Origin of the sequence: Kitasatospora sp. NPDC048194, assembly GCF_043202455.1 — a bacterium.
GTDB lineage: Bacteria > Actinomycetota > Actinomycetes > Streptomycetales > Streptomycetaceae > Kitasatospora.
This window is the reverse complement of the sequence record NZ_JBIDAK010000007.1, coordinates 75223-86854: the sequence shown is the minus strand read 5'-3', so window position 1 is coordinate 86854 and position 11632 is coordinate 75223. Positions and strand designations below refer to the sequence as shown.

Sequence of the window (11632 nt, the reverse complement as noted above, 5' to 3'; positions counted from 1 at the left end):
ACACATGACCGAGCGTCTCCCGCTGATGGCGGGCAACTGGAAGATGAACCTCAACCACCTCGAGGCCATCCAGCACACCCAGAAGCTGGCCTTCGCGCTGGCCGACAAGGACTACGAGGCCGTCGAGGTCGCCGTCCTGGTGCCGTTCACCGACCTGCGGTCGGTGCAGACCCTGGTCTTCGGCGACAAGCTGAAGATCAAGTACGGCGCGCAGGACATCTCGCAGCACGACGGCGGCGCCTACACCGGCGAGGTCTCCGGCCCGATGCTGGCCAAGCTGCAGTGCAGCTACGTGGTGATCGGCCACTCGGAGCGCCGCCAGTACCACGGCGAGAACGAGGAGATCGTCAACGCCAAGGTGAAGGCCGCCTACCGGGCCGGGGTCACCCCGATCCTGTGCATCGGCGAGCCGCTGGACGTCCGCAAGGCCGGCACCCACGTCGAGTACACCCTGGCCCAGCTGGACGGCGCCCTGGAGGGCGTCCCGGCGGCCCAGGCCGAGTCGATCGTGGTCGCGTACGAGCCGGTCTGGGCGATCGGCACCGGCGAGGTGGCCACCCCGGAGGACGCCCAGGAGGTCTGCGCGGCCATCCGCCGGCGGATCGCCGAGCTGTACGACGCCGAGCTGGCCGACAAGGTCCGCGTGCTGTACGGCGGTTCGGTGAAGTCGTCGAGCGCGGCCGGCCTGATGGCCAAGCCCGACATCGACGGCGGCCTGATCGGCGGTGCCTCGCTGGACGCCGACGAGTTCGTCAAGATCGTGCGCTACCGTGAGCAGGCAGTAGGCTAACGCCGCCGCAGCAACGTAGGCTTTGGGGCCGGACCGCCGTACGCGGCCCGGCCCCTTCGCCGAAGATACGAGAGAGTTGGTCCCGTCGTGGTTCTCGGGTTCTCGATTGCCCTGATCATCTTCAGTCTGCTGATGATCCTGCTGGTGCTGCTGCACAAGGGGAAGGGCGGCGGCCTGTCGGACATGTTCGGCGGTGGCGCGATGTCGACCGGTGGGGGCTCGGCGGTGGCCGAGCGCAACCTGGACCGCATCACCATCGTGGTCGGCCTCGGCTGGTTCGCCTGCATCATCGTGCTGGGCCTGGTCCTCAAGTACCAGAGCTGACGCAACCCTGACGCCCCGTCGCCCGAGCGCCTATCCTGGGACGGTCGGGGGCGGAGGCGATGGTGGCCGATCCTTAACTCCTGCTTACACTAGGACGACTTTCGCCACCGACGCGCACCGCGGCGGGTCGGCGCACCAGCACGCAGGGAGTCAGACCGTGGCAAGTGGCAACGCCATCCGTGGCAGCAGGGTCGGGGCCGGCCCGATGGGGGAGGCGGAGCGCGGCGAGTCCGCCCCGCGCAACCGGATCTCCTTCTGGTGTGCCAACAAGCACGAGACCCGGCCCAGCTTCGCCGCCGACGCCGTGATCCCGGACACCTGGGACTGCCCGCGCTGCGGCTTCCCGGCCGGGCAGGACGAGGACAACCCGCCGGCGCCCTCGCGCAACGAGCCGTACAAGACCCACCTCGCCTACGTCCGCGAGCGGCGCACCGACGCCGACGGCGAGGCGATCCTCGCCGAGGCGCTGGCCAAGTTGCGCGGCGAGATCTGACGCGGAAGCCCGACCGGGGCGGCCGGAAGCGCCTTGGAGTCGGGCCGGACGCCGAGGACAGCGACGAGAAGGGGCGCCACCGTCGAGTGACGGTGGCGCCCCTGCCTATTTCTACGGGTCCTCGCGCCTACGGGTGCTCGCGCCCAGGGGTGCTCGCGGCCCTCACGCGGAGGCCGGCGGGTAGAGCTGCGGCGGAATCCGCTCCGCGGCGGCGCGGTCCAGCAGCCACAGGGTGCGGCTGCGGCCGTACGCGCCGGAGGCGGGCGCCTGGAGCTCGCCGGGGCCGGACAGGGCCAGCGCGACCGCGCCCGCCTTGTCCTCGCCCGCGGCCAGCAGCCAGACCTCCCGGGCCGCCCGGATCGCCGGGAGGGTGAGCGAGATCCGGGTCGGCGGGGGCTTGGGGGCCCCGCGCACGCCGACCACCGTCAGCTCGGTCTCCCGCACGCCCGGGTGCTCGGGGAACAGCGAGGCGACGTGGGTGTCCGGGCCGACGCCGAGCAGCAGCACGTCGAAGGCCGGGACACCGCTGCGCTCGCCCGGCCCGGCGGCCCGGGCCAGTTCCTCGGCGTAGCGGGCGGCCGCGGTCTCCAGGTCCGAGCCGTCCGCGCCGTCCGAGGCGGGCATCTCGTGCACCCGCGCCGGGTCGAGCGGGACGGAGTCCAGCAGCTCGGCGCGGGCCTGGACGGCGTTGCGGTCCGGGTCGGCGGCGGGCACGAAGCGCTCGTCGCCCCACCAGAGGTCCAGCCGGCCCCAGTCGACCGCGTCGCGCGCCGGGGAGGCGGCGATCGCGGCCAGCAGGGCGTTGCCGTTGCGGCCGCCGGTCAGCACCACCGAGGCGGTGCCGCGGGCGGCCTGGGCGTCCACGATCCGGGTGATCAGCCGGGCCGCGGCCGCCTGGGCCATCAGCTCCTTGTCGCGGTGGACGACCAGCTGCGGGGTCGCGTTGGTCATGCGCCGTCCTTGGAGGTGGAGCGCTTGGCCGCGGTCTTCCGGGCGGCGGGCTTCTTCTCCGCGTCGGCCGGCGCCCCGTCCGGCTCGGCCACCGCGGCCTCGACCGCCTGGGCGATCTGCTCGGCGGCCGCCGTCTCGGCCTCGGACGGCTCGCGCAGCCGCTCGACGGGCGTGCGCACGGCCGTCGAGTAGATGTCGTCCGGGTCGAGGCGGCGCAGTTCCTCGGCGATCAGCTCCGAGGTCTCGCGCCGCTTGAGCGCCACCTGGCGGTCCGGCGAACCGGGCATCGAGAGCGTGCCCATCAGGCCGTCCGGGCGGTCCAGGGTGATGTCCCCGTCCTTGGTGCGCAGGTGCACCGCCGTGATGCCCGGGCCGGCCGTGACCGTCCGCTCGACCGGCACGTGCAGCCGGTTGAGCAGCCACAGGCCGAGCAGTTCGACGCTGGGGTTGTAGGACTCGCCCTCGACCACCGCGGAGAGGATCCGGGACGGCCGCTGGTCCAGCGCGGCGGCGAGCATGGAGCGCCAGCCGGTGAGCCGGGTCCAGGCCAGGTCGGTGTCGCCCGGGGTGTAGCTCTCGGCCCGCTGCGCGAGCTGGTCGACCGGGGACTCGGCGGTGACCGCGTCGGTGATCCGGCGCTGGGCGAGCGCGCCCAGCGGGTCCTGCGCCGGGTGCAGCGGAGCGTTCTCCGGCCACCAGACGACGGTCGGCGCGTCCGGCAGCAGCAGCGGCAGGACCACGGACTGGGCGTGCGAGGCGAGTTCGCCGTGCATGCGCAGGATGACCGTTTCGCCGGAGCCGGCGTCCGTGCCGACCAGGACCTCGGCGTCCAGACGGGTCTCGGCACGGGCCCGGGGCGAGCGCCCGGCGCGCTTGATCACCGCGAGGGTGCGCATCGGGTGCTCGCGGGAGGCCTCGTTGGCGGCCTTGAGGGCGTCGTAGGCGCTGCCCTCGTCGGTCACGATCACCAGGGTGAGCACCATGCCGGCAGCGGTGGAGCCGCTGGCCCGGCGGGCCTCCATCAGCGCCGCGTTGATCTTGCTGGAGGTGGTGTTGGTGAGGTCGATCTTCATGGCCGGCGCCAGCTCCTGCCGTCTCGTGCGAGCATCTCGTCCGCCTCCGCGGGGCCCCAGGTGCCCGCCGCGTACTGGGCAGGCTTGCCGTGGGCGTCCCAGTACTTCTCGATCGGGTCGAGGATCTGCCAGGAGAGCTCGACCTCCTGGTGGCGCGGGAACAGGTTGGCGTCGCCGAGCAGCACGTCGAGGATGAGCCGCTCGTACGCCTCCGGGCTGGACTCGGTGAAGGACTCGCCGTAGGCGAAGTCCATCGTGACGTCCCGGACCTCGAAGGAGGTGCCCGGCACCTTGGAACCGAACCGCACCGTCACGCCCTCGTCCGGCTGGACCCGGATGACCAGGGCGTTCTGCCCCAGCTCCTCGGTCGCGTAGGAGTCGAACGGCAGGTACGGGGCGCGCTGGAAGACCACCGCGATCTCGGTGACCCGGCGGCCCAGCCGCTTGCCGGTGCGCAGGTAGAACGGGACGCCCGCCCAGCGGCGGTTGTTGATCTCCAGCTTGATGGCCGCGTAGGTGTCGGTCTTGGACTCGGGGTCGATGCCGTCCTCGTCCAGGTAGCCGACGACCTCCTCGCCGCCCTGCCAGCCCGCCGCGTACTGGCCGCGCACGGTGTGCCGGCCCAGGTCGGCCGGGAGCTTGACGGCGCTGAGCACCTTGAGCTTCTCGGCGACCAGTGCCTTGGGGTGGAAGGACGCCGGCTCCTCGATGGCGGTGAGCGCCATCAGCTGGAGCAGGTGGTTCTGGATGACGTCCCGGGCGGAACCGATGCCGTCGTAGTAGCCGGCCCGGCCGCCGATGCCGATGTCCTCGGCCATGGTGATCTGCACGTGGTCGACGTACGAGCGGTTCCAGATCGGCTCGAACATCTGGTTGGCGAAGCGCAGCGCCAGGATGTTCTGGACCGTCTCCTTGCCCAGGTAGTGGTCGATCCGGAAGACCTCGTCACGGGGGAAGACCTCGTGGACGACCTTGTTGAGCTCCTGGGCGCTCTCCAGGTCGTGGCCGAAGGGCTTCTCGATGACGGCGCGGCGCCACGAGCCCTGCGGAGGGTCGGCCAGGCCGTGCTTCTTGAGCTGCTGGACGACGGTCGGGAAGAACTTCGGCGGGACGGACAGGTAGAAGGCGAAGTTGCCGCCGGTGCCCTGGGCCTTGTCCAGTTCCTCGATGGTCTGGCGGAGCTTGTCGAAGGCGTCGTCGTCGTCGAAGGTGCCGTGGACGAAGCGCATGCCCTTGGCGAGCTGCTGCCAGACCTCCTCCCGGAACGGGGTGCGGGCGTGGTCCCGGACGGCGTCGTGGACCTCCTTGGCGAAGTCCTCGTCGTCCCACTCGCGGCGGGCGAAGCCGACGAGCGAGAAGCCCGGCGGCAGCAGACCCCGGTTCGCGAGGTCGTAGATGGCCGGCATCAGCTTCTTGCGGGACAGATCGCCGGTGACCCCGAAGATGACCAGGCCGGACGGCCCCGCGATGCGCGGGAGCCGCCGGTCGGAGGGGTCACGAAGCGGGTTGACGGGGGTGGCCGGGAGGTCGTCCGCGTCCGAGTCTGACGTCAACTCAGGAAAATCGTTGCTCACTTCGGTGTGCTCCGCTTTCGTGCGCTGGCTGTGTGAGCAGGGGTCACTTCTCGGTGGCGAAGGAGGCCAGCGAGGCGGTGACGGTGTCGAGCAGCTCCTGCCAGGACTGCTCGAACTTCTGCACGCCCTCGTCCTCCAGGACCTTGACCACGTCGTCGTAGTCCACGCCCGCGGCCGCGACGGCGTCCAGGACGGCCTTGGCGTCGGCGTAGTTGGGGACGATGGTGTTGCCGGTGACGACGCCGTGGTCGCCGGTGGCGTCCAGGGTGGCCTCGGGCATCGTGTTCACGGTGCCGGGGGCGACCAGCTCGGTGACGTACAGGGTGTCCGGCAGGGCCGGGTCCTTGACGCCGGTGGACGCCCAGAGCGGGCGCTGCGGCTTGGCGCCGGCGGCCTCCAGGGCCTTCCAGCGGGCGTTGCCGTCGGTCTTGCCGTCGACGCTGCCGAAGACCTCCTCGTACGCCTGGTAGGCGAGGCGGGCGTTGGCCAGGGCGGCCTTGGAGCGCAGGTTCTTGGCGTCGCCGCCGACCTTGTCCAGGCGCTTGTCGATCTCGGTGTCCACGCGGGACACGAAGAAGGAGGCGACCGACTCGATCTGGGAGAGGTCCAGGCCCTTGGCCTTGGCGGCCTCCAGACCGGTCAGGTAGGCGTCCATGACGGCCTTGTAGCGGTCCAGCGAGAAGATCAGCGTGACGTTGACGCTGATGCCCAGGCCGATGACCTCGCTGATGGCGGGCAGGCCGGCCTCGGTGGCGGGGATCTTGATGAAGACGTTCGGGCGGTCGACCAGCCACCACAGCTGCTTGGCCTCGGCCACGGTCGGGGCGGTCGCGTGCGCCAGGCGCGGGTCGACCTCGATGGAGACCCGGCCGTCGCGGCCGTTGGAGGCGTCGTAGACCGGGCGCAGCACGTCGGCGGCGTCGCGCACGTCGGAGGTGGTGATCATGCGGACCGCCTCCTCGGTGGTGACCTTGCGGACCGCGAGGTCGCGCAGCTGGCCGTCGTAGGAGGTGTCGCCGCTGCCGGCGATGGCCTTCTGGAAGATGGTCGGGTTGGTGGTGACACCCACCACGTGCTTGTTCTGCACCAGCTCGGCCAGGTTGCCGGAGTTCAGCCGCTTGCGGCTGAGGTCGTCCAGCCAGATCGCAACGCCTTCGTCGCTGAGGCGCTTCAGTGCGTCAGTCATGGTGCTTCAGTCCTTCTTCTGCTTCGTGGGGTAGTCAGAGGGGCCGCGTACCCGCGTGCGGGCGAGGTACGCGGCCGGAGCGGAATCAGCGGTTGACGGCTTCGAGGGCGCGCAGGGTGTTGTGCGCCTCGGCGACCACCCGCTCGGCGGTCAGACCGAACTCCTCGAAGAGCACCTTGTAGTCGGCGGAGGCGCCGAAGTGCTCCAGCGAGACGATCCGGCCGTGGTCGCCGACCAGCTCGCGCCAGCCCTGGGCGATCCCGGCCTCGACCGAGACGCGGGCCTTGACGGACGGCGGCAGCACGCTGTCGCGGTAGGCCTGGTCCTGCTCCTGGAACCACTCGAAGGACGGGAGGGAGACCACGCGGGTGGCGATGCCCTCGGCCTCCAGGACCTCGCGGGCCTGGACGGCCAGCTGTACCTCGGAGCCGGTGCCCATCAGGATCAGCTGGGGGTCGCCGTTGGAGGCCTCGGCCAGGATGTAGCCGCCCTTCGCGGTGCCCTCGGCGGAGGCGAAGACCTCGCGGTCGAAGGTCGGGACGTTCTGGCGGGTGAGCGCCAGGCCGACCGGGCCCGGGTGGGTGGTCTGGCGCTCGATGATCGTGCGCCAGGCGACGGCGGTCTCGTTGGCGTCCGCCGGGCGGACCATGGCCAGACCCGGGATGGCGCGCAGCGCGGCCAGGTGCTCGACCGGCTGGTGGGTCGGGCCGTCCTCGCCGAGGCCGATCGAGTCGTGCGTCCAGACGTAGGTGACCGGCAGCTTCATCAGCGCGGCCAGGCGCACCGCCGGGCGCATGTAGTCGGCGAAGACCAGGAAGGTGCCGCCGTAGACGCGGGTCCGCCCGTGCAGCGCGATGCCGTTCATGGTCGAGCCCATGGCGTGCTCGCGGATGCCGAAGTGGATCGTCCGGCCGTACGGGCTGGCGGACTTCAGCGGGTTGCCCTCGGGGAGGAAGGAGCTGTCCTCGTCGATGGTGGTGAGGTTGGACTCGGCGAGGTCGGCCGAGCCGCCCCACAGCTCCGGGATCACCGCGCCGAGCGCCTTGAGGGTCTCGCCGGAGGCCTTGCGGGTGGCGACGTCCTTGCCGGCCGGGAAGGACGGGACGGCCTTCTTCCAGCCCTCGGGCAGCTCGCCGGCCTGGATGCGGTCGAACTCGGCGGAACGCTGCGGGTTGGCGGCGCGCCAGGCGGCGAAGGACTTCTCCCACTGGTCGCGGGCGGCCTTGCCGCGCTTGATGACCTTGCGGGCGTGCTCGATGACCGGCTCGCTGACCTCGAAGGTCTTCTCCGGGTCGAAGCCCAGGACCTTCTTGGTGGCGGCGATCTCGGCGGCGCCGAGCGCGGAGCCGTGCGCCTTGGCGGTGTTCTGGGCGTCCGGGGCCGGCCAGGCGATGATCGTGCGCATCGCGATCATCGACGGGCGGGAGGTCTCGGCCTTCGCGGCGGCCAGCGCCTGGGCGAGGGCCTCGACGTCGATGTCGCCGTTGGCCTTCGGGGCGACCCGCTGGACGTGCCAGCCGTAGGCCTCGTAGCGCTTGAGGACGTCTTCGGAGAAGGCGGTGTCGGTGTCGCCCTCGATCGAGATGTGGTTGTCGTCGTACAGGGCGACCAGGTTGCCCAGCTTCTGGTGGCCGGCCAGCGAGGAGGCCTCGGCGGAGATGCCCTCCTCCAGGTCGCCGTCGGAGACGATGGCCCAGATGGTGTGGTCGAAGGGGGACTCGCCGGCCGGGGCGTCCGGGTCGAACAGGCCGCGCTCGTAGCGGGCGGCCATCGCCATGCCGACCGCGTTGGCGATGCCCTGGCCGAGCGGACCGGTGGTGGTCTCGACACCGGCGGTGTGGCCGTGCTCCGGGTGGCCGGGGGTGCGGCTGCCGGCCACGCGGAAGGCCTTGAGGTCGTCCAGTTCCAGACCGTAGCCGGAGAAGTAGAGCTGGGTGTAGAGCGTCAGGCTGGTGTGCCCGGGGGAGAGGACGAAGCGGTCCCGGCCGGCCCAGGCCGGGTCGGTCGGGTCGTGGCGCAGGAAGCGCTGGAAGATCAGGTACGCCGCGGGGGCCAGCGACATGGCCGTCCCCGGGTGTCCGTTGCCGACCTTCTGGACAGCGTCCATGGCCAGGACGCGCGCCGTGTCAACCGTGCGCTCGTCCAGTTCGGTCCACTCGAATGCGTTCGTCGGCGCAGTGCTCACCCTGTCTCAGGGCTCCTTCCATTGTGAAGAGTGACCCCGTGAATGGGGACCGGGTCGGCCACGGCGCTGTGGTCCCGACTGAGGATGGTGCCGGTCACGGAGGGTAGATCCCGCTTCTACGTGCGAGCCTACCGTCCGGCCCGGGGCTCACCCTCCGTGCCGAGACAACCGGGATTTCCGCATGGTGATTCCCACTAGGGCGTTCTGACTGATTTTGTCCCAGCCTCTCCCGATTTGCCGGGCCGCGCCGCTCGGGCGGCCGGGGCGGGTCGCGCGGACACGCCGGAAGCGGTTCGTGGCATCACCCAGCCGGTTCACTCAGCCGGTTCACTCAGGGGTGTGCGATCCGCCTCGCCGGGGGACCCCGGAGCCGGATGGGATATATGGAGCGTCTATGGTGGCGTGGTACGCGCAGAGCGGACGATTCGGGACCCATCGTTCCTGTGGCCGCCTGCGAGGATTCATCTTCAGTTGGGGTGTTAGTGACCGCCGTCGAAACCCGTCCCGCCGGGGTCACCGGGGCGACTCCTGCGCACCGGCCCATCGGGGCCCGTGTCGGCGCCTTCGTCGCACTGACCAAGCCTCGGATCATCGAGCTGCTGCTGATGAGCACCGTGCCGGTGATGTTCCTGGCGCAGCAGGGTGTTCCGGACATGCTGCTGGTGCTGAAGGTCGTGGTCGGCGGTTTCCTGTCCGCGGGCGGCGCCAACGCCCTCAACATGTACATCGACCGGGACATCGACGCGCTGATGTCCCGCACCGAGCGGCGGCCGATCGTCACCGGGATGGTGTCGCCGCGCGAGGCGCTGGTGTTCGGCGTCGTACTGGCGGTCGTGTCGACGCTGCTGCTGGGCTTCGGCGTCAACTGGCTCTCCGCCGGGCTGGCGCTCGGAGCCCTGCTGTTCTACGTGTTCGTCTACACGCTGGGCCTCAAGCGGCGCACCTCCCAGAACATCGTCTGGGGCGGCATCGCCGGCTGCATGCCGGTGCTGGTCGGCTGGTCCTCGGTCACGAACTCGGTGTCCTGGGCGGCGGTGGCGCTCTTCCTGGTGGTGTTCTTCTGGACGCCGCCGCACACCTGGGTGCTGTCGATGAAGGTGCGCGACGACTACCTGCGCGCGGGCGTGCCGATGCTGCCGGTGATCAAGGGCAACGTGGCGGTCGGCAAGCAGGTCGTCGCCTACTCCTGGGTGATGGTGGCGACCTCGCTGGCGGTGTGGCCGCTCGGGCACATGAGCTGGCTGTACCCCGTCGCCGCGGTGGTCCTGGGCGCGGCGTGGCTGCGCGAGGCGCACGCGCTGTACGGGCGGGCGAAGGCCGGTGTCGTGGGCGCGAAGCTGAAGGAGATGCGGCTGTTCCACTGGTCGATCACCTACCTGTCGCTGCTGTTCGTGGTGTGCGCGATCGACCCGTTCGTCAAGTAGCGGTTGACGCAACGGCTGACGCAGGGAGCCCCGGTCCGGTGGACCAGGGCTCCTTCGCGTCCGGGGGCCGGGGGCCGGGGCTCCTTCGCGTCCGGTGGACCGGAGCTCGTTGGCGTCCGAGGGCCGGTTTCGAGTTCTCGAACCGTCTCAGCGGGCGGGCAGCTCCGACGGACCGACGTGATCGTCCAGCCAGTCCCGCAGCGGCTGGGAGGCGCGCAGGAAGCCGGTGATCCGGGTGCGGGCCGCCCTGGTGCCGAGCCACTTCGCGGGCGCCCACTCCTGCCAGGCCACCAGGCCCTTGTGGCGGAGCAGCCCGATCCTCGGATGGTCCTTGGGGAAGCCGCGCGGGGTGGACTTGAGCGAGTCCCGGCCGTGCACCCGCGGCCCGGCCTGCTCGACCCGCGCGATCACCCGCTCCAGCTCGGCACCGGTGACGTCCTCGGCGACGGCGGCGCGGTAGCGCTCCAGCTGGTCCGGGGCGAGCTGGTACATGCCGTTCCCGCAGGCCAGCCCGTCGGCGGAGAGCTGGATGTAGCCGCCGCTCTCCAGGTGCGCGCCGATGTGGGTCTTGTACGGGGACTTGTCGGCGCTGAACCGGATGTCGCGGTTCGGGCGGAAGATCTTCCCCGGCCCGAACTCCGGCTCCAGCTCGGCCAGCAGCAGCTCCATGGGCGCGCGGACGGCCTGCTCGTACTGGTCCTTGTGGGCCTGCCAGAAGGACTTCGAGTTGTCGGCCTCCAGGTGCTCGTAGAAGTCGAGGGCCTCGGCCGGCCAGCCTTTGAACGTCATGTTCCGAGTATGTGTCCCGGTGCACAGGGTGCTCCCGTCGCCAGGGCGTCTACCGGTGGGTAGCATGCGGGCATGAGCGCAGAGACCGCCACCGCCGCCGCGCCGGACGCCCGTACCGAGCGCCGCGCCAAGCGCATCGCCAAGCACCTGACCAGCTTCGCCCAGCAGCACGGCGGCAGCGCCGACGCGGTCGTCGAGTACGTGGGCGCCGTGGCCACGCGCATCGTCGTGGTCGGCGCGGACGGCGCCTGGGGCGACCAGGTGGCCCCCAGCTACGCCGTCGGCCGCCGGGCCGCGGAGCTGGCCGGGCTGACCCTGCACGACGACTTCGAGGGCGAGCTGGGCCTCAAGGTCAAGACCGGCCAGTACGAGTGGAAGCGGATGGCCGGCATCCAGCTCGGCGGCTGACCGCACCCGCGTGAACGGCGACGGCCCGGCTCCCCCGTTCGGGGGAGCCGGGCCGATGTCGTGCGCTCAAGGAGCCAGCCCCTCGTGGTCGAGGGCTCGAACGGGCTGGGTGGGCCGGTCCAGCCAGGCCCACTGGCTGTCCGCGGTGACGGTGAGGCCGAAGCGCTCCGGCGCCGGGCGGTCGTGCTCCGCCCACCACTGATGGGCGGCCTCGATCTCGTCCCAGAGCCGGCGCGGGCCGTACTGCCAGACGGTGAAGCGCTCGGGGCGGCCGTCGTCCCGGTCGACGGCCGCCCAGGAACGGGCATCGGTGGTCGCGACCCAGAGCCGGGGGGGGGGGGCGGCGGGGCGCCCCCCCCCCCCCCCCCCCCCCCCCCCCCCCCCCCCGCCCCCCCCCCGCCCCCCCCCCCCCCCCCCCCCCCCCCCCCCCCGCCC

The 11632-nt window shown here is 71.5% G+C and carries 12 protein-coding genes (1 of these 12 cut by a window edge); 5 read left to right on the top strand and 7 right to left on the bottom strand.

From position 1 onward, the window contains the following. The first annotated feature begins 4 nt into the window (after positions 1 to 4). From tpiA to ACGF07_RS11840, 3 genes are all read left to right on the top strand, one after another. Positions 5 to 790, top strand: a complete 786-nt coding sequence (tpiA, locus tag ACGF07_RS11850) for a triose-phosphate isomerase (protein ID WP_350747542.1) — start codon at positions 5 to 7, stop codon at positions 788 to 790. Positions 791 to 877: 87 nt separating this feature from the next. Continuing rightward, positions 878 to 1114: a preprotein translocase subunit SecG gene (secG, locus tag ACGF07_RS11845; RefSeq protein WP_350577332.1), complete on the top strand. Its 237-nt coding sequence runs from the start codon at positions 878 to 880 to the stop codon at positions 1112 to 1114. Between the two features lie 205 nt (positions 1115 to 1319). Then, positions 1320 to 1607, top strand: a complete 288-nt coding sequence (locus ACGF07_RS11840; protein WP_392897762.1) for an RNA polymerase-binding protein RbpA — start codon at positions 1320 to 1322, stop codon at positions 1605 to 1607. Between the two features lie 162 nt (positions 1608 to 1769). On the opposite strand, the gene pgl is transcribed toward ACGF07_RS11840, so the two are convergent. The 5 genes from pgl to tkt all read right to left on the bottom strand — a co-directional run bounded on the left by pgl (position 1770) and on the right by tkt (position 8576). Further along, positions 1770 to 2558: a 6-phosphogluconolactonase gene (gene pgl / locus ACGF07_RS11835; RefSeq protein ID WP_392897530.1), complete on the bottom strand. Its 789-nt coding sequence runs from the start codon at positions 2556 to 2558 to the stop codon at positions 1770 to 1772. Next, positions 2555 to 3631, bottom strand: coding sequence for a glucose-6-phosphate dehydrogenase assembly protein OpcA (gene opcA, locus ACGF07_RS11830; protein ID WP_350747882.1), 1077 nt, complete (start codon positions 3629 to 3631; stop codon positions 2555 to 2557). The genes pgl and opcA overlap by 4 nt, the downstream gene beginning before the upstream one ends. Next, entirely contained in the window at positions 3628 to 5184 is a 1557-nt protein-coding gene (zwf, locus tag ACGF07_RS11825) for a glucose-6-phosphate dehydrogenase (RefSeq protein WP_350747879.1), read from the bottom strand. Before zwf ends, opcA begins: the two co-directional genes overlap by 4 nt. Positions 5185 to 5248: 64 nt before the next feature. Beyond that, positions 5249 to 6391 (bottom strand): transaldolase, encoded by a 1143-nt coding sequence (gene tal / locus ACGF07_RS11820; RefSeq protein WP_392897528.1) that lies wholly within the window; start codon positions 6389 to 6391, stop codon positions 5249 to 5251. Positions 6392 to 6476: 85 nt separating this feature from the next. Beyond that, entirely contained in the window at positions 6477 to 8576 is a 2100-nt protein-coding gene (gene tkt / locus ACGF07_RS11815; RefSeq protein ID WP_350747873.1) for a transketolase, read from the bottom strand. 476 nt (positions 8577 to 9052) lie between these two features. On the opposite strand from tkt, the gene ACGF07_RS11810 reads away from it, so the two are divergent. Further along, the gene (locus ACGF07_RS11810; RefSeq protein WP_350747870.1) at positions 9053 to 10000 is read left to right on the top strand and encodes a heme o synthase; all 948 of its coding nucleotides are present in this window, start codon (positions 9053 to 9055) and stop codon (positions 9998 to 10000) included. 147 nt (positions 10001 to 10147) lie between these two features. Here the strand turns inward: ACGF07_RS11810 and ACGF07_RS11805 are convergent, their stop codons facing one another. Next, a complete protein-coding gene (locus ACGF07_RS11805) occupies positions 10148 to 10789 on the bottom strand; it encodes a DUF2461 domain-containing protein (protein WP_350747867.1) in 642 nt (213 codons plus the stop codon). Positions 10790 to 10861: 72 nt separating this feature from the next. Between ACGF07_RS11805 and ACGF07_RS11800 the strand changes: the two genes are divergently transcribed. Beyond that, complete coding sequence (locus ACGF07_RS11800) at positions 10862 to 11197, top strand: hypothetical protein (RefSeq protein ID WP_350747864.1); 336 nt, start codon at positions 10862 to 10864, stop codon at positions 11195 to 11197. Here the strand turns inward: ACGF07_RS11800 and ACGF07_RS11795 are convergent. Continuing rightward, on the bottom strand, positions 11142 to 11632 hold the final stretch of the coding sequence (locus ACGF07_RS11795; RefSeq protein WP_392897524.1) for a methyltransferase domain-containing protein. The gene runs 1039 nt beyond the window's last position; 491 of the gene's 1530 nt are visible here — the last part of the coding sequence; its start codon lies beyond the right edge, outside the window; its stop codon occupies positions 11142 to 11144. The genes ACGF07_RS11800 and ACGF07_RS11795 overlap by 56 nt on opposite strands.

Coding starts and splice junctions, on each gene's coding strand:
- tal (WP_392897528.1), bottom strand. CDS start 6,391: ATGACTGACGCACTGAAGCGCCTCAGCGACGAAGGCGTTGCGATCTGG.
- pgl (WP_392897530.1), bottom strand. CDS start 2,558: ATGACCAACGCGACCCCGCAGCTGGTCGTCCACCGCGACAAGGAGCTG.
- ACGF07_RS11805 (WP_350747867.1), bottom strand. CDS start 10,789: ATGACGTTCAAAGGCTGGCCGGCCGAGGCCCTCGACTTCTACGAGCAC.
- ACGF07_RS11840 (WP_392897762.1), top strand. CDS start 1,320: ATGGGGGAGGCGGAGCGCGGCGAGTCCGCCCCGCGCAACCGGATCTCC.
- tpiA (WP_350747542.1), top strand. CDS start 5: ATGACCGAGCGTCTCCCGCTGATGGCGGGCAACTGGAAGATGAACCTC.
- opcA (WP_350747882.1), bottom strand. CDS start 3,631: ATGAAGATCGACCTCACCAACACCACCTCCAGCAAGATCAACGCGGCG.
- ACGF07_RS11800 (WP_350747864.1), top strand. CDS start 10,862: ATGAGCGCAGAGACCGCCACCGCCGCCGCGCCGGACGCCCGTACCGAG.